At 67.4% G+C, this 23,530-nt stretch carries 22 protein-coding genes and 3 tRNA genes; 23 read left to right on the forward strand and 2 right to left on the reverse strand.

Annotation, left to right across the window (positions count from 1 at the left end):
• The first annotated feature begins 540 nt into the window (after positions 1 to 540).
• Together IF46_RS0118235 and IF46_RS0118240 are read left to right on the forward strand one after the other, a co-directional pair.
• The gene (locus IF46_RS0118235; RefSeq protein ID WP_030489563.1) at positions 541 to 1,050 is read left to right on the forward strand and encodes a S1 RNA-binding domain-containing protein; all 510 of its coding nucleotides are present in this window, start codon (positions 541 to 543) and stop codon (positions 1,048 to 1,050) included.
• A gap of 34 nt (positions 1,051 to 1,084) precedes the next feature.
• Positions 1,085 to 1,708: a hypothetical protein gene (locus IF46_RS0118240; protein WP_157563141.1), complete on the forward strand. Its 624-nt coding sequence runs from the start codon at positions 1,085 to 1,087 to the stop codon at positions 1,706 to 1,708.
• 343 nt (positions 1,709 to 2,051) lie between these two features.
• On the opposite strand, the gene IF46_RS0118245 is transcribed toward IF46_RS0118240, so the two are convergent.
• Positions 2,052 to 2,960: a hypothetical protein gene (locus IF46_RS0118245; RefSeq protein WP_030489565.1), complete on the reverse strand. Its 909-nt coding sequence runs from the start codon at positions 2,958 to 2,960 to the stop codon at positions 2,052 to 2,054.
• A complete protein-coding gene (locus IF46_RS0118250; RefSeq protein WP_030489566.1) occupies positions 2,957 to 3,310 on the reverse strand; it encodes a PadR family transcriptional regulator in 354 nt (117 codons plus the stop codon). The genes IF46_RS0118245 and IF46_RS0118250 overlap by 4 nt, the downstream gene beginning before the upstream one ends.
• Before the next feature lie 235 nt (positions 3,311 to 3,545).
• On the opposite strand from IF46_RS0118250, the gene IF46_RS0118255 reads away from it, so the two are divergent.
• The 21 genes from IF46_RS0118255 (at position 3,546) to IF46_RS0118345 (ending at position 23,496) form a co-directional block, all read left to right on the forward strand.
• Positions 3,546 to 4,109 carry an RNA polymerase sigma factor gene (locus tag IF46_RS0118255; RefSeq protein WP_051723995.1) on the forward strand — a complete coding sequence of 188 codons (564 nt, stop codon included), beginning with the start codon at positions 3,546 to 3,548 and terminating at the stop codon, positions 4,107 to 4,109.
• The gene (locus tag IF46_RS34455; RefSeq protein WP_157563147.1) at positions 4,106 to 4,675 is read left to right on the forward strand and encodes a hypothetical protein; all 570 of its coding nucleotides are present in this window, start codon (positions 4,106 to 4,108) and stop codon (positions 4,673 to 4,675) included. Before IF46_RS0118255 ends, IF46_RS34455 begins: the two co-directional genes overlap by 4 nt.
• 100 nt (positions 4,676 to 4,775) lie before the next feature.
• Complete coding sequence (locus tag IF46_RS35640) at positions 4,776 to 5,090, forward strand: hypothetical protein (protein WP_198041466.1); 315 nt, start codon at positions 4,776 to 4,778, stop codon at positions 5,088 to 5,090.
• Positions 5,091 to 5,429: 339 nt separating this feature from the next.
• Positions 5,430 to 5,567, forward strand: a complete 138-nt coding sequence (locus tag IF46_RS34820) for a hypothetical protein (RefSeq protein WP_198041467.1) — start codon at positions 5,430 to 5,432, stop codon at positions 5,565 to 5,567.
• Positions 5,568 to 5,617: 50 nt separating this feature from the next.
• Positions 5,618 to 8,146, forward strand: a complete 2,529-nt coding sequence (locus IF46_RS0118265) for a putative bifunctional diguanylate cyclase/phosphodiesterase (protein ID WP_030489568.1) — start codon at positions 5,618 to 5,620, stop codon at positions 8,144 to 8,146.
• 89 nt (positions 8,147 to 8,235) lie between these two features.
• Positions 8,236 to 8,308: transfer RNA gene (locus IF46_RS0118270), tRNA-Thr, on the forward strand.
• 24 nt (positions 8,309 to 8,332) lie between these two features.
• A tRNA-Met gene (locus tag IF46_RS0118275) sits at positions 8,333 to 8,405 on the forward strand.
• Positions 8,406 to 8,540: 135 nt separating this feature from the next.
• The gene (gene rpmG / locus IF46_RS0118280; protein WP_007073056.1) at positions 8,541 to 8,708 is read left to right on the forward strand and encodes a 50S ribosomal protein L33; all 168 of its coding nucleotides are present in this window, start codon (positions 8,541 to 8,543) and stop codon (positions 8,706 to 8,708) included.
• 126 nt (positions 8,709 to 8,834) lie between these two features.
• Positions 8,835 to 9,281, forward strand: a complete 447-nt coding sequence (locus IF46_RS0118285; protein WP_030489569.1) for a MaoC family dehydratase N-terminal domain-containing protein — start codon at positions 8,835 to 8,837, stop codon at positions 9,279 to 9,281.
• A gap of 1 nt (position 9,282) precedes the next feature.
• Positions 9,283 to 9,675: a MaoC family dehydratase gene (locus IF46_RS0118290; protein WP_030489570.1), complete on the forward strand. Its 393-nt coding sequence runs from the start codon at positions 9,283 to 9,285 to the stop codon at positions 9,673 to 9,675.
• Positions 9,676 to 9,804: 129 nt separating this feature from the next.
• A tRNA-Trp gene (locus IF46_RS0118295) sits at positions 9,805 to 9,877 on the forward strand.
• Between the two features lie 215 nt (positions 9,878 to 10,092).
• Positions 10,093 to 10,485, forward strand: coding sequence for a preprotein translocase subunit SecE (secE, locus tag IF46_RS0118300; RefSeq protein WP_030489571.1), 393 nt, complete (start codon positions 10,093 to 10,095; stop codon positions 10,483 to 10,485).
• A 38-nt stretch (positions 10,486 to 10,523) separates the two neighbouring features.
• On the forward strand, positions 10,524 to 11,246 hold the full coding sequence (gene nusG / locus IF46_RS0118305; RefSeq protein ID WP_030489572.1) for a transcription termination/antitermination protein NusG: 723 nt from the start codon (positions 10,524 to 10,526) through the stop codon (positions 11,244 to 11,246).
• Between the two features lie 186 nt (positions 11,247 to 11,432).
• On the forward strand, positions 11,433 to 11,864 hold the full coding sequence (gene rplK / locus IF46_RS0118310; RefSeq protein ID WP_030489573.1) for a 50S ribosomal protein L11: 432 nt from the start codon (positions 11,433 to 11,435) through the stop codon (positions 11,862 to 11,864).
• Between the two features lie 78 nt (positions 11,865 to 11,942).
• A complete protein-coding gene (gene rplA / locus IF46_RS0118315; RefSeq protein WP_030489574.1) occupies positions 11,943 to 12,659 on the forward strand; it encodes a 50S ribosomal protein L1 in 717 nt (238 codons plus the stop codon).
• Between the two features lie 80 nt (positions 12,660 to 12,739).
• The gene (locus tag IF46_RS0118320; RefSeq protein WP_036392474.1) at positions 12,740 to 13,516 is read left to right on the forward strand and encodes an ABC transporter ATP-binding protein; all 777 of its coding nucleotides are present in this window, start codon (positions 12,740 to 12,742) and stop codon (positions 13,514 to 13,516) included.
• Positions 13,513 to 14,202: a hypothetical protein gene (locus IF46_RS0118325; RefSeq protein ID WP_030489576.1), complete on the forward strand. Its 690-nt coding sequence runs from the start codon at positions 13,513 to 13,515 to the stop codon at positions 14,200 to 14,202. Before IF46_RS0118320 ends, IF46_RS0118325 begins: the two co-directional genes overlap by 4 nt.
• Positions 14,203 to 14,539: 337 nt before the next feature.
• Complete coding sequence (gene rplJ, locus IF46_RS0118330; RefSeq protein WP_030489577.1) at positions 14,540 to 15,085, forward strand: 50S ribosomal protein L10; 546 nt, start codon at positions 14,540 to 14,542, stop codon at positions 15,083 to 15,085.
• A 54-nt stretch (positions 15,086 to 15,139) separates the two neighbouring features.
• Positions 15,140 to 15,526: a 50S ribosomal protein L7/L12 gene (gene rplL / locus IF46_RS0118335; RefSeq protein WP_030489578.1), complete on the forward strand. Its 387-nt coding sequence runs from the start codon at positions 15,140 to 15,142 to the stop codon at positions 15,524 to 15,526.
• Between the two features lie 570 nt (positions 15,527 to 16,096).
• Positions 16,097 to 19,528, forward strand: a complete 3,432-nt coding sequence (locus IF46_RS0118340; RefSeq protein ID WP_030489579.1) for a DNA-directed RNA polymerase subunit beta — start codon at positions 16,097 to 16,099, stop codon at positions 19,526 to 19,528.
• 80 nt (positions 19,529 to 19,608) lie between these two features.
• Positions 19,609 to 23,496 (forward strand): DNA-directed RNA polymerase subunit beta', encoded by a 3,888-nt coding sequence (locus IF46_RS0118345; protein ID WP_030489580.1) that lies wholly within the window; start codon positions 19,609 to 19,611, stop codon positions 23,494 to 23,496.
• Positions 23,497 to 23,530: the final 34 nt, after the last annotated feature.

Here is a 23,530-nt window from a genome sequence, read left to right on the forward strand (position 1 = left end):
CTCAGTCGCGCCGGGTACCGCGGCCAAGCCTTCCCGGTCCTGCGGCCACGAGAAGATCGAATACCGCTGGGGCCGCCTGGTGCTCGCCGGCACCTCGCCGCGCGCCGGGTCGCACTGGCCCGACGACGGCGCTTCCCACGAGCGGCGTGGCCTCAAGCACCGGGGGAGGGCTGAGACTCGTGCGGTCCCGATCCCGCCCCGGCTCGTCGAGAATCACGGGGTGGGGCCGGACGGTCGGTTCTCCGGGCCTGCACGGTGGGCCGCTCTCCGAGTCGGTCTACGACCGGTGGTGGAGGCTCGCCCGCGAAGAAGGTGCTGACCGAATCGCAGGTTGCCTCGCCGCTCGTCCGTAGGCCCAACGACCTACGGCACGCGGCAGCCTTTCTCTGGCTGAATGCCGGCGTCCCGCCGACCGAGGTCGCCCGGCGCTTGGGCCACGGCGTAGCCGTCCTGCTCCGCGTCTACGCCAACTGCATGGACGGGGGAGACGACACCATGAATGACAAGATCGGCGACGCACTCGGTTGAAGGTTGGAGCTTATGGGACAGAGGGATGACGAGAGCGCGCGGCTGAGCTTGGAAACGATTGAGCGGGGCCAGGTTGCCACAGGCGTCGTAGTCGACATCAAGAACTTCGGGGTCTTCGTAGACATCGGCAGTGTCACCGGCATGGTGAATTGTCCAGAGCTGACCTGGAAGCACTTTGATCACCCCACCGATGTTGTGGGTCTTGGAGACCGGCTCACCGTGATGGTTCTGGACGTCGACCTCGACCGCGAGCGGGTAGCGCTGTCGCTTAAGGCGCTGGAGCCTGACCCGATGGCGGAGTTCGCGCGGGCGCATCTCGGAGCCGTCCTGCGCGGTCTGGTGACCCGCATCGTGCCGTTCGGTGTCTTCGTCGCTGTGGGGGATGGCGTTCAAGGGCTGGTCCACGAGTCCGCCCTTGACGGCATCCCTGAACCAGGTGACACGCTGTTGGTGAAGGTCATCGACATCAACCTTGTCCACCGGCGAGTCCGGCTCATAACGACTGACGGTGAGCTTCGATGACCTATCGGGGCAGGGGTGCCGGGGCGGAGGTTGCATGAACACTCGGCTCGCCCGAACGGCGATGGCGGGAGCCCTCGTTGGGGTCCTCGCCGTCGCTGGCTGTGATACACCGTTCCTGACCTCTGATCGTCCTGGCGACGATGTGTTTGCCCAGCGGAGCAGCTACGGCTGGGCAGGCTCCTATGACGTCGGTTATCGGCTCACCGACGGTGTCACAACCATCCGGATCGGCAAGGGACCGGTAACGATCAAGAGCATCGAACCGGTCATGCACGGCGACTCGGCTCGTCTGCTTGGCGCCCAGGTACGAGTGCTCACCTCGACCCGAGGATCGGTGATGGACTCCGAAGGCTGGCCGCCGACCCATCCTGACCTCATTGGTGCACAGGATCCGGCCGGGCTTGTTCTTCCCGATCCGGGCACCGCTGATCCGAGCGAGCATCCGGACGGCAAGGTGGACATCGAGATCCTGCTCGGTTACGAGCTCGTGGGCGAAGGCCGGACGGTTCGTCGCGGGGTGAACGTCACGTACGAGATCGGCGGCAGGCAGCAGAAAGTCTTCCTCGGGAGCTACATGGCGGTCTGCGCGCCTGCGACAGTGCAGTGCCAGATCGAGGACCAGAACGGACCGGTTCCGCTCGACACTTCATCACCCTGACGTGGTGGGGGCGTGGGCAGATGGTGGGCGCAAGCCTGCACGGCCTCTCCGAAGCGGAGCAGAACGGCAGGTGGCAGACCCTGAGGCTGCCAAGATCGCGGACGCTCGGTAAGTCCGTATCGAAAGCTGCAGAGGTTCGAATCATCTCCCGCCACCATGAGCACGGAGAAGCCCCTGACCAGTGCGTACGCCGACCAAGGGCCTCTTTCGCGAGTCTCACCCCCATCCCGCTGGCTGCACCAACTACGTGTTTGCCGAGATCCAACTCTGGCCCGCCCCGTCAAACGGGCGTACCTGCTCCGGTTCGGTCTGGCTAGCGCGGTGGCCGGGCAGCCTCTGGCGGCTAAATGCGGAGATGTCGACGGCTCGTGAGGGTGCTGGCGGTGAGCGTGGCGGCCATGATGGCAGCGAGTATGAGCGTGGTGGAAAGTGGTGCGTACAAGGTCTCGCTCAGGGCGGTTGCCTTGAGCAGATGAGCAACAGTTAGTGCCAGGGCGGACGGCAGGATGAGCGCAAAGGCGACGATCGGCATTCGCGGATCAATCGGCGCGGCGACGATAGCCAGTGCCGCGAACACGTATAGGGACATGAGCACTGGTGCAGGATGCCCGCCGGTCAAGGGGTTAGGTGCGAGAACGAAGACCGCCAGCGAGCCGAGAATGAGCCAGATCCAAGGCTTGGCTACCGACGCGCGAGGCGCACGCAGCAATGGCAGCAACGCTAACGAGGCAAGCAGTGGCGACAAGAACCGCACATCCATGGCGGGCCAGATAGCGTCAACTGAGAGAACCGGGCCTGAGGGATTCATCAGCCAGTACTGACCGGCCAACGCCGTTGACACAGCGCCGAAGGCAACGCGGTACTTGCCCCATGCCGCCGCGGTCAGCCCGATGGTCAGGACCGGCGCGATGGTCGCGGACTCCCAGGTCGGAGCGTTGTACCAGTCCCGCGCCGCGACGGCGATCAGGCCGTAGATCAGCACTCCGCTATGGAGAGCAACGCCCAGAATGAGCAAGGCCAGAGCGGAGAGCCGCAGCGCGGAGCGGCGCAACGCTTGAGTGTCCAGCCGATCCACGCCGGTGCGGACGCGGAGCCCGGCGGCCACCAGCGCCGCAGATTCGGGCAAGCTTGGCCGCTGCTGTTCATCGGTCCTGGCCAGCACGATCTCCAAGATCTCGTCGGTGCGGTACTCCCGGTACGGACGGGGGTACGCCCTCAGCAGCCATCGGTACCGACGCTCAAGCGGGCTCATGCCAGCACCGTCTGGATCATCGCAACCGAGCGCGGCGAGCGGCCACGTACGACATCTGCGGCGGCGGCCATTCGCTCTGCTTCCTCATGCAGCGCAGACGAACCCCGCTCGGTCAGTTGGTACGTGCGGCGGGCGCGACCGTTGACCACAGCCTCTTCGGCTACCCGCACCATCTCCTCGCTGGTGAGCCGATCCAACGCGGCGTAGAGCGTGCCCGCAAGCAGGCGGACCCGCCCCCGGGACAGCTCCTCGGCTCGCTTGACGATTGCGTAGCCGTGCAGCGGCTCGTCCTGTAACGCCGCCAGGATGTAGTAGGTGGGCTCCCTCATCGGGCCTGGTCTCTTAGTCATGCCGTAACTATAAACAGATGATCTGACTATTGGTCAAGCTGGTGCTAGTCGCGCTGTGGCGGGTGACTGATCTCGGTGCTGAAGACGGCGACGTCTACGAGTCACGTCGCGACGCCACGGCGAGGGACACGGCCGTCCCAAGGGCGGAAGGCAGGGCTGGAATCTTCCCGTTGGGCCGTAAGGAAAAGTCGTTGGAGCGACAAGTACGGGTGTGAGAACACCACCTGGAGGATCGGTGCCGGATGCGCGGGGGACGGCCGCCGACCGGCAACGCCTGACTGACTTGTTCCGCCGGCACGGTGACGCGGTCTTCGCGTACGCGAGCGATCGACTGGGCGGCGACGATGCGCAGGGCCTCGTGAGCGAGGTTTTCGCCGTGGCCTGGCGGCGCTTGCCAACAATCAAGGCAGGACAGGAGCGCCCCTGGTTGTTCGGGGTCGCGCGGCGGCTGCTGTTGCAGCATCGGCGCAGTCGCGCGGGTCACGCGACGTTGCAGGTGCGCCTGCACTCTCAGGCGCATGGCGAGATTGAGCATGGTCCGTCCACCTCCCAACGGGTCGACGTGATGGCGGCGTTGGCGAAACTGCCGGAGACGGACCGCGAGGTGTTGCTGCTGCGGTACTGGTACGACTTCAACGGCAGGGAATCGGCGAGAGTGCTGGGCTGCACGACCGCGACGTTTGCCGTGCGGCTGCACCGTGCTCGTCGCCGCTTCGAGGACGCATACGGACATCGGCGAGCGGAGCCGAACCGGTCTCTGGTTGGCGGTCTGACCGCGTACACGAAGGGGTTGGAATGAAGAACGACGACGCAGCGACCGAAGACCAGATCCGTCGCGTTCGGCCCAGCGTCCGGGCCACGTTCACGACGAGCCCTGCGGGAGAGGCGATGCTCGCCCGCATCCTCGACTCACCACGGCAGCCCGAGAAGGCATCCCGGAGAAGGCGCGCAGGGATAGTCGCAGCCGTTGCCGCAGGGGTTCTGGCCGCTGGTGGTGCGACCGCCGCAATCGGTGGTTACCACGCGCCGACGGCTCCACCTGAGGCGATGCCGGCAAGTGATTCCGCCTTTGTCTGCGCCACAGCAGGCATGCACCGGATGGGGGATGTGGCGGCGAGAGTCGGAGAGGCCCCGGTCGAGGCGTGCCGACGGTCGTGGAGTCGGATCTTCCGTGTCCCGGCGCCGGGGCACCTGTTTGCCTGTGTGCAACGTATCGAAGCGATCCCTTCACCGGGAGCCAGGGCCGATCGCACCGCCGGAACGAGATGGGGGAAGCTCGTGTACGTCATCGACGGAGAGCAGTTCAAGAACGCATCGGAGACCTGCGGTTCGGTCAAGATGTTCGTGGCGCCAGCAGGCAACTGAACGGACGGCCGATGATCGAAGACCCACCGGGCCCGTCGGTAGTAGCAAGGGCAGCCGCGACGATCGTGGCTACCCGCGTTATGTCGCCCAGGGAGGCGAAGTGGGGGCCGCGGTCACCGCCGTGATGGGCCGCCAGGAGCCCGAAGGGCTGCTGGGCATCCAGGTCAACCTGCTCGCCGGGGCGATCGGTATCCAGGACCAACTGCTGGCGAAGTCCGAGCAGGAGCCTGCGGCTCATGACGGGGGCCTTGCCGGGTTGGTTGGCGTATGCCGGGCAGTGAACGTCAGATCGCAGACGCTGGCGCGGATGCGCGCGGGTTCGCGAGAAGCGCCAGAGGTCAGAGTTCTCGTCGTACGTCGGGCGCGGCGACGGTCGGCACCAGGGTTGGGGCGGGGCCGCGTTGCCTCGGAATGACCCCTTGTGCCCGAGAGAGAACCAGGTATGGTGGTCGATGGATTGGCTGCCGTCGGTGTGTTTTGGGCCGAGGGTTCGGTCACAGGGAGTGATCGTCAGAGACGTGTCGGTGGGTGCGTCGCAGCCTGGGTGAATTGTGCTGATGGTCGTATCAAGCGTCGAGCGAAATGCCTGATGGCATGGAACGGGCCCTGATCTGGCACGGCGGGCTGTCCGAAGGGTGCGACCTAGTCAACGCTCGGACCGGTCCCGCCACTGACCGCTTTTATGCATACGGGCCGTGTGGCACGATCGTGGAACCTCCACCATCCCTGTGACACTTCCCCGACAGGAGCAAAAATGTCTGGTCGAACGCTGGGCCGGCTGCTTGGCTCGTTCTTGGTGCTTACCGCCCTCGCGGTTGTCTTCGCGGGTGACCCGTGGAGCGGCCAGATGCAGACTGCGGACGTCATCTGGAACATGCCAGCACCTCGATAACAAGCACGATCTCGATGATGTGACCGGCGGGGGCGGTGAGGGGGCGTCGCATGGCGGGTAACGGCCGCGCGGGCCCCCGCTCGACCGAGCGCGCCTGGTTCATCACCGGGCCGATGGCGTTGTTGGCCGTCGTCTGCTCCACCGTCGTCGGCCTGGTCGCTCAGGAGCCCGTCGGGGAGTGGCCACTCGCCGCGGCGTTGCTGGTCGCCATGGTGGCCGCAGGGCTCCCGGTGCTCAACTTCTCGGTACGGCGTCAGTCGATCGGAGTGACGCTCACCGAGATTCCGCTGGTCCTGGCGTTCTACCTGGTCCGGCCACTCACCGTGGTGACGATCTACACCCTCGCGGCCGTCATCACACACCTCCGGCATCGCTTTGCCGCGACGAAGTTCTGGTTCAACGTCGCTCGTGCCGCCGCAGGGTCATCCCTGGCGATCCTGGTCCTGCAGGCGCTGCCGCCCGTGCGGGGGGTCGGCCCGGGCACGTGGCTGACCCTGTTCGTGGCGGCCAGCATGGTCAACCTGGTGAGCATCCTCTCCGTGGCGGGCGTGCACACCCTGCTCCAGGGTTGGCAGGTGGGCTGGGAGACCATCCGCAAGTGCCCGCCGGCGCTGCTCACCGCGGCCATCAACATAGCCAGTGGGTTGGTCGTCCTCATTCTCATCGCGGTGACCTGGTGGTCGTTGCTGTTGCTGGCGGCGCTCGTCGGCGCGTTGGCCATCGTCTACCGCGCGTACGCGCAGTTCTTCCGACAACATCGCACCCTCACCGACATGTACGAGCTGAGTCGCGCGGTGGCCGAGAGCGGCCAGGACGGGACTTTGGCGGACGCGCTGCTGGGCCGGGTGCGGGCCCTCATGCAGGCGGAGTACGCCACGCTGTGGCTGCCGGCTCAGGGTCGGCATCCGGAGGTGCTGCTGACGGCACGAAACGATGACTCGGGTCTGCTCGACCTCGCCAAGACCCCGGCCGTCCTGCGGAAACGGGCCCGCGACGAGGGGCGCGTCGTCGCGGTCGGGCGTGGCATGACCACCGACGCCGACCTGCGCGGCGAGTTGTCCGCGCAGCGGGTCAAGGATGTGATCGTGCTTCCGCTCCGGTCGGGTCACGTGATCATCGGTACGCTCGAGGTCGCCAACCGGCTCGGTGACAGCAACTACTTCGTCCGTAACGACGTGCCGCTGTTCGAGACAGTGGCGGCACACGCGGCGGTGGCGCTGGAGAATTCCCGGCTGGTGGACCGGCTGCGGCACGACGCGTACCACGACGCGCTGACCAAGCTGCCCAATCGGCGGCGGATCACCGGCGCGCTGGACGAGTCGGTCAAGATCCGGGCGCCGGGCGAGGTGGTGGCGCTGCTGCTCTTCGACGTGGACGGGCTGCGGCAGGTCAACGAGTCGCTCGGCCACGCGGCGGGGGACAAGGTCCTGGCCGAGGTCGCCAACCGGTTGCGGGCCAGCGCGCCGTCGTCGGCTCTGGTGGGCCGGGCGAGTGGCGACGAGTTCCTGGTGACGCTGCGGTTGGAGAGCGCGGACGCGGCGTTGGAACTCGCCAGTCAGCTGCGTGACCAGATCCGCGACGAGATGGTCTTCGACGCGCTCACCCTGGTGGTGGACACCGCCGTCGGGGTGGCCGTACACCCGGATCATGGCAGCGATGCGGCCACCTTGCTGCTGCGGGTCGACCTGGCCACCACGGCGGCCAAGTCGGTGCCGGGCAGCGTGCAGTTGTTCAACCCGGGCCTGGAGTCTCGGTCGCTGCGCCGGCTGGGTCTCGCCGGCGACCTGCGTCAGGCACTGGACCAGGGTGAGTTGGAGGTCTACTTCCAGCCCAAGGTCACCTTGCGGGACCGCCGCCTGGTCGGTGTCGAGTGTCTGGCCCGCTGGGAGCATCCGACACACGGCAACGTCGCGCCGGAGGACTTCGTCGCGGTGGCCGAGCACACCGGGCAGCTGAGCCGGCTCACCGAGGTGGTGCTCCGTGAGGGGCTGCGACGCAGTCGAGACTGGGCCGACGCCAACCAGCCGCTGCCGATCGCGGTCAACCTGGCCGCCCGGACGCTCACCGACCAACACTTCCCCGACCGGGTCCAAGAGTTGCTGACCGAGTACGGGGTGCCAGCCCAGCGCCTCACCCTGGAGATCACCGAGTCGGGCGTGCTGGACGGCACGGACCGGCCCATCCCCACCCTGCAACGGTTGCGGGATCTCGGCGTACGGCTGTCGGTGGACGACTTCGGCACGGGCGACTCGTCCCTGGCGCACCTGCGTCGGCTGCCGGTGCACGAGGTGAAGGTGGACCGCTCCTTCGTGCAGGGCATGGCGACCGACCCGGGGGACCTGGCGATCGTCAACGCGGTGGTGACGCTCTCCCAGCAGTTCGGGTTGGCTGTGGTGGCTGAGGGTGTGGAGAGCGAGTTGACGCTCGAGCTTCTCCAGGACATCGGCTGCGAGATTGGGCAGGGCTTCCTGTTCAGCCGGCCGCTGCCGTACGAGCGGTTGGCCGCCTGGTTTGGTGCCCAGGTGGACCCGGAGACGATCTCCATCGGGGAGTTGCCGCGCCTTCGTGTCGTGCCCTGAGCAGGGCGCGGACGATCACCGGGGATCCGATTTCACCTGTCGAACCAGGCCGTGTACTCTTACTCCTGCGCGCCTCACGGGGAGCGCAGGCCCCCTTAGCTCAGTCGGCAGAGCGTCTCCATGGTAAGGAGAAGGTCTACGGTTCGATTCCGTAAGGGGGCTCGAGGGTTCAGCTGGACCCATCGCAGCGGTGTAGCTCAGATGGTAGAGCAAGCGGCTCATAATCGCTGTGTCGCCGGTTCAAGTCCGGCCACCGCTACTCTCGTCTTCCGGGCTCGTTGCCGGTGGTCGTAAGAAAATGGGCGCTTCTGGCGCCCACTTTGCATGTCCGCGCTGTCAGCGTCTAGGCTGGCGCGTCGTAGTTTGTTTCCGTTAGCGAGGAAGGCACTCCGCCGTGGCGAAGGCTACCGATGTCCGGCCGAAGATCACTTTGGCGTGTGTGGAGTGCAAGGAGCGCAACTACATCACGCGCAAGAACCGGCGCAACGACCCCGACCGCATCGAGCTGAAGAAGTTCTGCCCGCGTGACGGTCGGCACACGGTCCACCGCGAGACCCGCTGACTTGTGGCCGGCCTCGCGGCCGGCCGCTGTCGAAGCTTTTCAATCGCCGATCTGACCGGTCTGGTGCGGCTCTGCCGTTGCCTGCCGATCAGGTCGGCGATTGTGCTTTCCGTGTAGGTTCGCGGCATGCCTCTGGACCCTTCCTTCGTCGGCCGGACCTATCCGCCGACCGCCCCCTACCAGGTGGGCCGAGAAAAGATCCGCGAGTTCGCCAGCGCCATCGGCGCCACCGACCCGGCCCACCATGACCCGGCGGCCGCGCAGGCGCTGGGCCACCCCGACGTGGTGGCCCCGCCGACCTTCCCGGTGATCGTCACGATGGCCGCGAGCAGCCAGATCATCGAGGACCCGGCCCTGGGTGTCGACTACAGCCGCCTGGTGCACGGCGACCAGCGGTTCTCGTACACCCGGCCGGTGGTCGCCGGCGACGAGCTGGTCTGCACCAACACCATCGAGGACGTCAGCACCCGGGGTGGGCACGGCTTCCTGACCACGCGCACCGACGTGAGCACCGTCGGCGGGGAACCGGTGGTCGCTGTCTGGGCCAGGTACGTCATTCGCGGGGAGGCCTGAGATGGAGTTGCCAGCAAAGACGTTCCAGGTGACCCGGGCGGACCTCATCCGCTACGCCGGCGCCTCGGGCGACTTCAACCCGATCCACTGGAGCGACCGGGTCGCCACCAAGGTGGGTCTGCCCGGGGTGATCGCCCATGGCATGTTCACCATGGCGCTGGTCGGCCGGGCGGTCACCGAGTGGGCCGGGTCGCCGGACGCGGTGGTCGAGTACGGCGTGCGATTCACCCGGCCGGTGGTGGTCCCGGACGACGATCAGGGGACCGAGATCGAGGTCACCGCACGGGTCCGTGAGGTGACCGAGGACGGCCTCACCCGACTCGAGGTGACCGCCACCTGCCTCGGCGACAAGGTGCTGTCGCAGGCCCGGGCAACCATCCGTTCGGCACGCTGAACCGAGCCCGCCACGCGTGGCGGAGAGACCGGTTGGGAAAGTCGGGCGGCTACCCGTACACTGGTCCGCCGTGGGGCAAGTGACCCCTGCACGGTCGTCTGTGGCCGCGTGGGGCGAGTGTTGCCACATAGGGGTGTAGCTCAATTGGCAGAGCAGCGGTCTCCAAAACCGCAGGCTGCAGGTTCAAGTCCTGTCACCCCTGCGCCTCAGGCCTGACCGTTCCCGTGGGTCGCGCCGCCAGCTTGGCGGCGTCCGGCCCGTGGTGGTGGCATCGGCGGGGTGGTCCCGAGGCAATCGGGCCCTCCCCGAGCGATCCACCGGCCGCGGCCCGTCGCGGGACGGTTGGGTCCGGCCGGCGTGACCAGCGCCGCGTACGCCGCTCGGCGTGCGACCCGAGATTCCGCGACGGAGGGCGAAGTGGCCGACAACAAGCGGCGCGGCGAGGACGCCGGCGACGATCGTCTGGACGACGAGGTCGTCGACGAGGTAGCCGACGACGACGCCACCAGCGCGGACGAGCCGGTTTCCCGGGGAGGCACCGCCACGCGGTCCCGTGCCCGGGCAGAGTCGGCGGACAGCCGGCCGACCACCCGGTCGGAAACGGGTCGGGTGGGCGTCTTCGGCCGCATCGCCCGGTTCTTCCGCGAGGTCGTAGCCGAACTGCGTAAGGTCATCTGGCCGACCCGCAAGGAGTTGCTGACCTACACCGCCGTGGTGGTGGCGTTCGTCGCGGTGATGCTGACGATCGTGGGTGTGCTGGACTACGGCTTCGCCAAGGTCGTGTTGTTTGTCTTTGGCAACTCGGACTGACCGGCTGCCTCCAGCCATAGTGACGGAAGTGAGCGAGCGTGCCTGAGTACGACGAGACCGCCGGACAGGTGGACGAGCAGTCCACGGTCGCGACGGCGGCTGGTGACGAGTCGGTTGAGGCCGCCAGCGAGCCGGAGTTCCCAACGACCGAGCCCGCACCGGACGAGGACTACGACCCCGTCGCGGAGCTGAGGCAGAAGCTGCGCTACGCCCCGGGTGACTGGTACGTGGTGCACTCCTACGCCGGCTACGAGAACAAGGTCAAGACCAACCTCGAGACTCGGATCACGAGCCTCGACATGGAGGACTTCATCTACCAGGTCGAGGTGCCGACCCGGGAAGAGGTCGAGGTCAAGAACGGTAAGCGTTCGCAGATCCAGGCCAAGGTCTTCCCGGGCTACATCCTGGTCCGGATGGAGCTGACCGCCGAGTCGTACTCGTGTGTTCGGAACACCCCCGGTGTCACCGGCTTCGTCGGCGCGACCGACCGGGCCGACCGGCCCGCTCCGCTCTCGCTCGACGAGGTGCTGAAGTGGCTGGCGCCGGCCGTGGAGACGGAGCAGAAGAAGTCGAAGCCGGAGATCAAGGTCCTCGACTTCGAGGTGGGCGACTCCGTCACCGTCACCGACGGCGCGTTCGCGTCGCTGCCGGCCACGATCAGCGAGATCAACGCCGACCAGCAGAAGCTCAAGGTGCTGGTGTCGATCTTCGGTCGCGAGACGCCGGTGGAGCTCAACTTCAACCAGGTCACCAAGATCTGATTGGTCGTCGGCGGCGGGCCCGGCCCGCCGCCGACGTCGGCGTACACGCTCTCGCTCGACCTCGGCGGACGAGTGGGCTGCGGCCTGCGCTACTCTTGAATGTCGCCGCTGTCGCACCGCGCTGACCGTGCGCGCCCCGAGGGCGGCGACAGCCGCATTTTCCAGCTCCAAGCCCCAGGAAGTGACATGCCTCCGAAGAAGAAGCTCGTCAAGACGTTCACGCTTCAGCTGCCGGCGGGCCAGGCCACGCCGGCGCCGCCGGTCGGCCCCGCGCTCGGCCAGCACGGCGTCAACATCATGGAGTTCTGCAAGTCGTACAACGCGCAGACCGAGTCCCAGCGGGGCGACATCGTCCCCGCCGAGATCAGCGTGTACGAGGACCGGTCCTTCACGTTCGTGCTGAAGACCCCGCCCGCTGCCCGGCTGCTGCTCAAGGCCGCCGGTGTGCAGAAGGGTTCGGGTGTTCCGCAGGCCGACAAGGTGGGCTCGGTCAGCCGCGTGCAGCTGCGTGAGATCGCCGAGAAGAAGATGGCCGACCTCAACGCCAACGACCTGGCCCAGGCCGAGAAGATCATCGCCGGCACCGCCCGCTCGATGGGCATCACCGTCAACGACTGACGTAGGCCCCGGCCTTCGACCCGACCGTGGGAGGGCTCGCGCCGAGCGGCCCGCCAGAGACCACAGGAGTATTGAGCAATGCAGCGCAGCAAGAGCTACCGCAAGGCCGCCGACGTCATCGACCGGGACCGGCTCTACACCCCCTCCGAGGCCGTGAAGCTGGCCAAGGAGACCACCAACGTCAAGTTCGACGCCACGGTCGAGGTCGCCATGCGCCTCGGCGTCGACCCCCGCAAGGCGGACCAGATGGTCCGCGGTGTGGTCAACCTGCCGCACGGCACCGGTAAGACCGCCCGCGTGATCGTGTTCGCCAGTGGCGCGAAGGCCGAAGAGGCCGCCGCCGCGGGTGCGGACGAGGTGGGCACCGATGAGCTGGTCGCCCGGATCCAGGGTGGTTGGCTGGACTTCGACGCGGCGATCGCCACGCCGGACCAGATGGCCAAGATCGGTCGGATCGCGCGGATCCTGGGCCCGCGCGGTCTCATGCCGAACCCGAAGACCGGCACGGTGACCATGGACGTCACCAAGGCGGTGCAGGACATCAAGGGCGGCAAGATCACCTTCCGGGTGGACAAGCACTCCAACCTGCACCTGATCATCGGCAAGGCCTCCTTCACGGAGAGCCAGCTGGTGGACAACTACGCCGCGGTGCTCGACGAGGTGCTGCGTGCCAAGCCGTCCGCGGCCAAGGGCAAGTACCTCCGCAAGGTCATCCTGACCACCACGATGGGCCCGGGTGTCCCGGTCGACCCGAACCTGGTGAAGAACCTCCGGGAGGACCAGGCCGAGGCCTGAGTCGACAGTTCGCTCCGCCGGGGCGCCGCCACGACTGTGGCGGCGCCCCGGCGCGTTTGAGGTGTGGCAGGCTCGACCCCATGCGGTTGGAGAACGTCTGGTTGCGGTACCACCGGCGGGGGCCGTGGGTGCTGCGAGGCATCGACGTGCGAATCGGTCCCGGCGAGGTGGCGATCGTGCTGGGCCGCAACGGGGTGGGCAAGTCAACCCTGCTCCAGGTGGCCGCAGGCGTCCTCCGTCCGGGCCAGGGTCGGGTCAGCGACCGGCCGGAGCGAGTGGGCTGGGTGCCGGAGCGGTTCCCCGCCGACCAGCCGTTCACGGTGACCCGCTATCTGACCGGGATGGCCCGGGTGGCGGGGCTGGGCCGGGCGGCGGCCGACGAGGCGGTGGCCTCCTGGACCGACCGGCTCGGGCTTTCCGCCTTCCGCTCGGTCCGGCTGCCGGAGCTGTCCAAGGGCACCGCGCAGAAGGTGGGCCTCGCCCAGGCGATGCTGCGCCCACCGGGCCTGCTGGTGCTCGACGAGCCGTGGGAAGGGCTGGACGCCGCCACCCGCGAGTTGGTGCCCGAGCTGATCGCCGAGGTGCTCGCCGCCGACGGGTCCGTGCTGGTCAGCGACCACCGTGGCGAGACGGTCCGGCTGCCGGCCGCGCGCCGCTGGTTGGTAGCCGACGGTTCGCTCTCCGAGGAGACCTCGTCGACGGACGAGACGATCGCGGTGGTCGAGGTCGCGGTGCCGGCCGCGCGGGTCGCCGGCACCGTCGCCCGGTTGCGCGCCGAGGGCCACCAGGTGCTGCGGGTACGCTCCGACGCCTCCACCGACGCGGTGGCCGAGCCGGCAGCGGGGGAGGCCCGATGAGCGCCCTGGTCCGGATGCGGCTGACCGGTTTTCTGCGAACCGGCCGGGCGGTGGCACCGCTGCTCGCCGGTCTGATCACGCTCGGCACGCTCTACGGCGGTGGCCGTGCCCAGCCGGCGGAGGCGTACGGCGTCTCCGCGGTCGTGCTCTTCCCGGTGCTCGCCTGGCAGACCAAGATCTTGTTGGACGTCGAGCCGGACGTGCAGCGTCGACTGGCGCAGGTGACGGTCGGGGTGGCCCGGGAGCGGTTGGCCGGGCTCCTCGCCGCCGGGGTGGCGGCGCTGGTGACGGTGGCCGTGGCGCTGCTCTTTCCGTGGTTGGTCGGCGGAGTGTCCGGCCCGGTCGACCCGGGGGACCGGTCGATTCCGGTCGGGCTCGCGCTGGGCGTGTGGGCGCACCTGCTGGTCGTACCCGCTGCTGTTGCTCTTGGGGCGTTGGCCAGCCGGGCGTCGGTGGGCGGCGCCGGGTTCGGCGTCGCGGTGTTGGCCCTCGGCGGGGTTGGCGCGGTGGTGCTCGGCCTGAGCGGCTCGGTGGCCCCCTGGCTGGCACCGCCGATCATGGCCGCCGCCCGCACCACCGGGGGTGACGCCGCCGCGCTGACCCTGTTGGGGCTGAGCGTGTGGGCGCTGGCCTGGAGCGCCGCGGTCGTCGGGGGCTACCTGTGGCGGCGGCGGGCTCAGGGCTGACCGGCGCCGGCGCGGTGGCGCGGCTCACACGGCGCGATTTGGCGCTGCTGGCCTGGGCGCGTACTCTTCAACCGTCATCCGTGTTCTCATGGATGAGGAACCACCCAAAGACCGCTGGTCACCGTGCTCCGGCACGGTCGAAGGTCCCGCGACGACGGGCGACCCGCGTAGGGCGGCAAGCGTAACTCGGCAGTGAACGTGGTCCGCCGACCATGTGATCCGCCGGCCCTCGCCCCGTGCGCCCTGCGCCGGGGCTTTTCGTTGTCGTGCTGCCTCCGCCTCCGTTCCGGCTTCGGCTGTGACGTGGACCAGCCTCGAGTAACGAGAGAGGAGGGACATGGCGGACAAGCCGATCCGGGCCGACAAGGCCACGGCCGTTGCTGAGCTGACCGAGAGCTTCCGCAGTTCGGGCGCCACCGTGCTGACCGAGTACCGCGGTCTGACGGTTTCCCAGCTCACCCAGCTTCGGCGCTCGCTCGGCGCCGAGACCAGCTACACGGTCGCGAAGAACACGCTCGCGAAGCGTGCTGCGACGGACGCGGGCATCACCGGCCTCGATGAGCTGTTCACCGGTCCTACCGCGCTGACTTTCGTTTCGGGCGACGTCGTCGAGGCGGCGAAGGGGCTTCGCGACTTCGCGAAGGCCAACCCGAAGCTCGTCATCAAGGGCGGTGTCTTCGAGGGCAAGGCCATCACTGCGGCCGAGGTCACGAAGCTTGCCGACCTTGAGTCCCGCGAGGTGCTGCTGGCCAAGCTGGCCGGCGCGATGAAGGGCAACCTGAGCAAGGCCGCGGCCCTGTTCCAGGCCCCGCTGTCGAAGACCGCCCGTCTGGCGGCTGCACTGCAGGACAAGCGCGAGAAGGAGGGCGCCGAGGCGGCCTGAGGCCCCCACGGCGCACCAGTTCTTACTTAACAGAAACAGGAAAGGACGCCAGACATGGCGAAGCTCAGCACCGACGAGCTGCTTGACGCGTTCAAGGAGATGACGCTGATCGAGCTCTCTGAGTTCGTGAAGCAGTTCGAGACGACCTTCGAGGTCACCGCTGCCGCTCCGGTCGCGATCGCCCAGGGTGGCGGCGGCGGCGCCGCTGCGGCCGAGGCCGAGCCGGAGCAGGACGAGTTCGACGTCATCCTCGAGGCTGACGGCGGCAAGAAGATCCAGGTCATCAAGGTCGTGCGTGAGCTGACCGGCCTGGGCCTCAAGGAGGCCAAGGACGCGGTTGAGTCCGCGCCGAAGGCCATCCTGGAGAAGGTCAACAAGGAGACCGCCGACAAGGCGAAGGCCAAGCTCGAGGGTGAAGGCGCCAAGGTCACCCTCAAGTGACCTGACGTTCCACCAACGCGTACCCGGCTTCTTGAGCCGGGACACCATCGCGTCGCGGCGGGCGGTGATCCGACACGGATCGCCGCCCGCCGTATTGGTGGATCTGGCTCTGAGCGGTACTGAGCTGGGCTCCGACCAGCGGTTCTGTCGACCGGAACGAGGACGGTGGGTCGCTCTCTGGTGGGAAACACGCACCGAGGGGGATACCGGCCCTTGACGCGGCCCGGGGCTGCCAGGCACGCTGACACCAGCAAGACACCGCGCTTGCGACGGCCACGACGTGGGTATGACAGCGGCGGCACCATCGGCCGCGGTTAACCCGAGCGGCCCAGTGGGGAGTTGCGTTCTGAGCGGCCCGGCAGACCCCGGTTGACGGGTGCCGAGCACGCTCCGCAAACAACCTGCGGGGTGGGCTGGACAGCGGTTAGCCTCTCGGCTACACTGCTAGTTTGCGCTGCCTTCCGACTTGACCCCTGCTCGGAAATGTCCGTTTACGGATATTTCTGGTGGGGTCATTGGAGTGCACGCGTACCAGCCGTTCTGCAGCACCGGTCCTCGGAAGGACGCATCTTGGCAGCTTCCCGCCCTGCGAAGACCAGTCGTACGTCGAGCGCATTCGCTCCCCGCCGAGTTTCATTCGGCAGGATCACCGAACACCTCGAGGTCCCCAACCTCCTTGCCATTCAAAACGAGTCCTTCGACTGGCTCGTCGGCAACGAGGCTTGGCAGGGCCGGTCGGCGGACGACCCGCACGCACGCTCGGGTCTCGCGGAGATCCTTGAAGAGATCAGTCCCATTGAGGACTTCTCCGGCACCATGTCACTCTCCTTCTCCGCGCCGCGCTTCGACGAGGTCAAGGCCTCGATCGAGGAGTGCAAGGAGAAGGACCTGACCTACTGCGCTCCGCTCTTCGTGACCGCGGAGTTCACCAACAACACCACTGGCGAGATCAAGAGCCAGACGGTGTTCATGGGTGACTTCCCGATGATGACGCCCAAGGGCACCTTCGTCATCAACGGCACCGAGCGCGTCGTGGTCAGCCAGCTCGTCCGGTCTCCGGGCGTCTACTTCGACAAGCAGCCGGACAAGACCTCCGACCGCGACCTCTCCAGCGTCAAGGTCATCCCGAGTCGGGGTGCCTGGCTGGAGTTCGACATCGACAAGCGCGACACGGTCGGCGTTCGCATCGACCGTAAGCGTCGGCAGGCCGTGACGGTCCTGCTCAAGGCCGTCGGATGGTCGGCCGAGCGGATCCGTGAGCGGTTCGGCTGGTCCGAGCTGATGATGACCACGCTCGAGAAGGACCACATCGCCGGCGCCGACGAGGCTCTGCTCGATATCTACCGCAAGCTGCGCCCTGGCGAGCCGCCGACGCGCGAGAACGCCCAGACCCTGCTCGACAACCTCTTCTTCAACCCGAAGAGGTACGACGTCGCCAAGGTCGGGCGCTACAAGTTCAACAAGAAGCTCGAAGTCAACGTGCCGATCACCACCGGCACGCTGACCGAGGACGACATCGTCGCCACCGTGGAGTACCTGTGCCGGCTGCACGCCGGTGAGGACGGCTACGAGGCCGACGACATCGACCACTTCGGCAACCGGCGCCTCCGTACCGTGGGCGAGCTGATCCAGAACCAGGTTCGGGTCGGTCTGTCCCGGATGGAGCGGGTCGTCCGCGAGCGGATGACCACGCAGGACGTCGAGGCGATCACCCCGCAGACCCTGATCAACATCCGCCCGGTGGTGGCGGCGATCAAGGAGTTCTTCGGGACGTCCCAGCTGTCCCAGTTCATGGACCAGACCAACCCGCTGGCGGGCCTGACCCACCGGCGTCGGCTGAGCGCGCTCGGCCCGGGTGGTCTGTCCCGGGAGCGGGCCGGCTTCGAGGTCCGCGACGTGCACCCGTCCCACTACGGCCGGATGTGCCCGATCGAGACGCCGGAAGGCCCGAACATCGGCCTGATCGGCGCGCTGTCCACCTTCGCCCGGGTCAACCCGTTCGGCTTCATCGAGACGCCGTACCGGAAGGTCGTCGAGGGTCGGGTCACCGACCAGATCGACTACCTGACCGCGGACGAGGAGGACCGGTTCGTCAAGGCCCAGGCCAACGCGCGCCTGAAGGCTGACGGCACGTTCGCCGAGGACCGGGTGCTCTGCCGTCGTAAGGGTGGCGAGACCGAGGATGTCCTCCCCGGTGCCGTCGACTACATGGACGTCTCGCCCCGGCAGATGACCTCGGTCGCGACCGCCATGATCCCGTTCCTTGAGCACGACGACGCCAACCGGGCACTGATGGGCGCGAACATGCAGCGCCAGGCGGTGCCGCTGGTCAAGGCCGAGGCGCCGCTTGTCGGTACGGGCATGGAGTACCGGGCCGCGGTCGACGCTGGCGACGTGGTTGTCGCCGAGGTCGGCGGTGTGATCGAGGATCTCTGCGCCGACTACGTCACCATCCACCAGGATGACGGCCACCGCCGGACGTACCTGCTGCACAAGTTCCGCCGCTCCAACGCTGGCTCCTGCGTCAACCAGAAGCCGGTGGTCTTCGAGGGCGACCGCGTCGAGGCCGGTCAGGTCATCGCCGACGGTCCGTGCACCGACGAAGGCGAGATGGCACTCGGACGCAACCTGCTGGTGGCGTTCATGTGCTGGGAGGGTCACAACTACGAGGACGCGATCATCCTGTCGCAGCGCCTCGTGCAGCAGGACGTGCTCACCTCGATCCACATCGAGGAGCACGAGGTCGACGCCCGGGACACCAAGCTCGGTCCGGAGGAGATCACCCGCGACATCCCGAACGTCAGCGAGGAAATGCTCGCTGACCTCGACGAGCGCGGCATCATCCGGATCGGCGCCGAGGTCGTTCCCGGTGACATCCTGGTCGGCAAGGTCACGCCCAAGGGTGAGACCGAGCTGACCCCGGAGGAGCGGCTGCTCCGCGCGATCTTCGGTGAGAAGGCGCGTGAGGTTCGGGACACCTCGCTGAAGGTGCCGCACGGCGAGACCGGCACGGTCATCGGTGTGCGCACGTTCTCCCGCGAGGACGGCGACGAGTTGCCGCCGGGCGTCAACGAGCTGGTCCGGGTCTACGTCGCCCAGAAGCGCAAGATCCAGGACGGCGACAAGCTCGCCGGCCGGCACGGCAACAAGGGCGTCATCTCGAAGATCCTGCCGATCGAGGACATGCCGTTCCTCGAGGACGGCACCCCGGTCGACATCGTGCTCAACCCGCTCGGCGTGCCGAGCCGGATGAACATCGGCCAGGTGCTGGAGACCCACCTCGGTTGGGTCGCCAAGACCGGTTGGAAGGTCGAGGGTGACGACGCCGACTGGAAGCGCCAGCTCCGCTCGATCGACGCGCACGAGTCCGAGGGTGACACCAATGTGGCCACCCCGGTCTTCGACGGTGCCCGCGAGGAGGAGATCTCCGGTCTGCTCGAGTCGACCCTGCCCAACCGGGACGGCAAGCAGCTGATCGGGCGTACCGGCAAGGCGCAGCTGTTCGATGGTCGTTCCGGCGAGCCGCTGCCGGACCCGATCGCGGTCGGCTACGTCTACATCCTGAAGCTCAACCACCTGGTCGACGACAAGATCCACGCTCGTTCGACCGGCCCGTACTCGATGATCACGCAGCAGCCGCTGGGTGGTAAGGCGCAGTTCGGTGGTCAGCGTTTCGGTGAGATGGAGTGCTGGGCGATGCAGGCGTACGGCGCTGCCTACGCCCTGCAGGAGCTGCTCACGATCAAGTCCGACGACGTGCTCGGCCGGGTGAAGGTCTACGAGGCCATCGTCAAGGGCGAGAACATCCCGGAGCCGGGCATCCCGGAGTCGTTCAAGGTGCTGCTCAAGGAGCTGCAGTCGCTGTGCCTCAACGTTGAGGTGCTCTCCAGCGACGGTGTGGCCCTGGAAATGCGCGAGACCGACGACGAGGTGTTCCGGGCCGCTGAGGAGCTGGGCATCGACCTGTCCCGGCGCGAGCCGAGCTCGGTCGAAGAGGTCTGAGGTGAGCGGTCGGGGGCCGGTTCGCCGGCCCCCGACCTCACCCGAGAATTAGCAGTACAGACGACGACATAGGGGACATAGTGCTCGACGTCAACTTCTTCGACGAGCTGCGCATTGGTCTCGCCACCGCCGACGACATCCGTCAGTGGTCGCACGGCGAGGTCAAGAAGCCTGAGACGATCAATTACCGCACTCTGAAGCCGGAAAAGGACGGGCTCTTCTGCGAGAAGATCTTCGGTCCGCAGCGGGACTGGGAGTGCTACTGCGGTAAGTACAAGCGCGTCCGGTTCAAGGGCATCATCTGCGAGCGCTGCGGCGTCGAGGTGACTCGCTCCAAGGTCCGCCGTGAGCGGATGGGGCACATCGAGCTCGCTGCTCCGGTGACTCACATCTGGTACTTCAAGGGCGTTCCGAGCCGGCTGGGCTACCTGCTGGACCTCGCTCCCAAGGACCTCGAAAAGATCATCTACTTCGCCTCGTACGTCGTGACGAGCGTGGACGCGGAGTCGCGTCACCGCGACCTCTCGACGATCGAGAACGAGATCCTTGCTGAGAAGCGGCAGTCCGAGAACAGCCGCGACTCGGAGATCGAGAAGCGGGCCGCCAAGCTCGAGGCCGACCTGGCCGAGCTGGAGGCCGAGGGTGCCAAGGCGGACGTCCGGCGCAAGGTCAAGGAGGGCGGAGAGCGCGAGATGCGCCAGATCCGCGACCGGGCCCAGCGCGAGATCGACCGCCTGGACGAGGTGCTGGACACCTTCCGCAAGCTGGAGCCGAAGCAGCTGGTCACCGACGAGCTGCTCTACCGCGAGCTGCGCGACCGGTTCGGTGAGTACTTCACCGGGTCCATGGGCGCCGAGGCGATCAAGGCGCTGGTCCAGAACATGGACCTCGACGCCGAGGCCGAGAGCCTGCGGGAGACCATCCGGTCCGGCAAGGGCCAGCGGAAGATCCGGGCGCTCAAGCGACTCAAGGTCGTCGCCGCGTTCCTGAACACCCGCAACTCGCCGCTCGGCATGGTGCTGGACTGCGTCCCGGTCATCCCGCCGGACCTGCGCCCGATGGTGCAGCTCGACGGTGGCCGCTTCGCGACCTCGGACCTGAACGACCTGTACCGCCGCGTGATCAACCGGAACAACCGCCTCAAGCGGCTGATCGACCTCGGCGCGCCCGAGATCATCGTCAACAACGAGAAGCGGATGCTCCAGGAGGCCGTCGACGCGCTGTTCGACAACGGCCGTCGCGGCCGGCCGGTCACCGGCCCGGGTAACCGCCCGCTCAAGTCGCTGTCCGACATGCTCAAGGGCAAGCAGGGCCGGTTCCGCCAGAACCTGCTGGGCAAGCGCGTCGACTACTCCGGCCGTTCGGTCATCGTGGTCGGCCCGAAGCTCAAGCTGCACCAGTGCGGTCTGCCCAAGCAGATGGCGCTGGAGCTGTTCAAGCCGTTCGTGATGAAGCGGCTGGTCGACCTCAACCACGCACAGAACATCAAGTCCGCCAAGCGGATGGTCGAGCGTCAGCGCCCGGTCGTGTGGGACGTGCTGGAAGAGGTCATCGGCGAGCACCCGGTGCTGCTCAACCGTGCACCGACCCTGCACCGCCTGGGCATCCAGGCCTTCGAGCCGCAGCTGGTCGAGGGCAAGGCGATCCAGATCCACCCGCTGGTCTGCACCGCGTTCAACGCCGACTTCGACGGTGACCAGATGGCGGTGCACGTGCCGCTGTCCGCCGAGGCTCAGGCCGAGGCGCGGATCCTGATGCTGTCGTCGAACAACATCCTCAAGCCGGCCGACGGTAAGCCGGTCACCATGCCTACCCAGGACATGGTCATCGGTCTGTACCACCTCACCCACCTCACCGCCGGTGAGAAGGGCGAGGGCCGGGCGTTCAGCTCGGACGCCGAAGCGCGGATGGCCTTCGACAACCGCGAGCTGCACCTGCAGGCACCGGTGAAGATCCGTCTGCGTGGCGTGATCGGTGTCGACAACGGTGCTGGCGGCGAGGCGTGGACCGCCCCGGAGGGCTGGGTCGAGGGTGACCCGCTGACCGTGGAGACCACCCTGGGTCGGGTGCTGTTCAACGAGACGCTGCCGCAGGGCTACCGCTTCGTGAACTACGAGATCCGCAAGGGTCAGCTCTCCGCGATCGTCAACGACCTCGCCGAGCGCTTCCCCAAGGTGGCGCTGGCCGCCACCCTGGACGGGCTCAAGGAGGCCGGTTTCCACTGGGCCACCTGGTCTGGCGTGACGATCGGCATGGAGGACGTCATCGCTCCGCCGCGCAAGGCGGAGATCCTGGCGAAGTACGAGAAGGACGCCGACCAGATCGACAAGCAGTACCAGCGTGGTCTGATGACCGCCGAGGAGCGTCGCGGCGAGCTCATCGAGATCTGGACCAAGGCGACCAACGAGGTTGCCAAGGAGATGGACACCGCGCTTCCGCAGGAGAACCCACTGTGGAAGATGATCAACTCGGGTGCTCGCGGTAACCTGCTGCAGCTCCGGCAGATCGCGGCGATCCGTGGTCTGGTGGCCAACCCCAAGGGCGAGATCATCCCGCGGCCGATCAAGGCCAGCTACCGGGAGGGTCTGTCCGTGCTGGAGTACTTCATCTCCACGCACGGTGCCCGTAAGGGTCTCGCCGACACCGCGCTGCGTACCGCCGACTCGGGTTACCTGACCCGTCGTCTGGTGGACGTCTCGCAGGACGTCATCATCCGCGAAGAGGACTGCGGCACCGACCGGGCGATCCCGATGCAGATCGGCGAGAAGCTGGACGGCAAGCTCGTCGTCCACACCCACGCCGAGACCAGCGTGCACGCCCGGACCCTCGCCGACGACATCAAGGGGCCGGACGGCACCGTGGTCGCCGAGCGCGGTCAGGACATCAACTCCATCGGGGTCGACAAGATCGTCGCCGCTGGTGTGGAGACGGTCCGGGTGCGCAGCGTGCTCACCTGTGAGTCGAAGCTGGGCGTCTGCGCGGCCTGCTACGGCCGGTCGCTGCCGACCGGCAAGTCGGTCGACATCGGTGAGGCGGTCGGCATCATCGCCGCCCAGTCCATCGGTGAGCCCGGTACGCAGCTGACGATGCGTACCTTCCACACCGGTGGTGTCGCGGGTGAGGACATCACCCAGGGTCTGCCGCGTGTGCAGGAAATCTTCGAGGCTCGGGTCCCGAAGGGTAAGGCGCCCATCGCCGACACCCCCGGTCGGATCCGGATCGAGGACGGCGAGCGCTCGCGCAAGATCATTGTGGTGCCGGACGACGGCAGCGAAGAGATCGTCTACGACAAGATCTCGAAGCGGGTCAAGCTCCGGACCCACGACGGCGGTCACGTCGCGGTCGGCGAGAAGCTGACCGAGGGCACCATCGACCCGCACGAGCTTCTGCGGATCATGGGTCCGCGGGCGGTCCAGGTCCACCTGACCAGTGAGGTCCAGGAGGTCTACCGCTCGCAGGGTGTGCTCATCCACGACAAGCACATCGAGATCATCATCCGCCAGATGCTCAAGCGGGTGACGGTCATCGACTCCGGCTCGACCGAGTTCCTGCCGGGTGTGCTCGTCGACCGGGCGCTGTTCGAGTCGGAGAACCGCCGGCTCGTCTCGGAGGGCGGCGAGCCCGCCGCTGGTCGTCCGGTGCTGATGGGTATCACCAAGGCCTCGCTGGCCACTGACTCCTGGCTCTCGGCGGCCTCCTTCCAGGAGACCACCCGGGTGCTGACCGACGCTGCGATCAACTCGCGCAGCGACTCGCTGGTCGGCCTCAAGGAGAACGTGATCATCGGAAAGCTCATCCCGGCCGGTACGGGCATCAGCAAGTACCGCAACGTCCGGGTGGAGCCGACCGAGGAGGCCAAGGCCAAGGTCTACTCCATGACCGGGTACCCGGAGACCGACTACGGGTTCGGGCCGGCCGGCGGGCAGGCTGTGCCGCTGGACGACTTCGACTTCGGGTCGTACCGCTAAGCACCAATCACACGACGAGGCCCCCGGTGAATGC

Origin of the sequence: Micromonospora chokoriensis (assembly GCF_000718555.1) — a bacterium.
Classification (GTDB): Bacteria; Actinomycetota; Actinomycetes; order Mycobacteriales; family Micromonosporaceae; genus Micromonospora; species Micromonospora chokoriensis_B.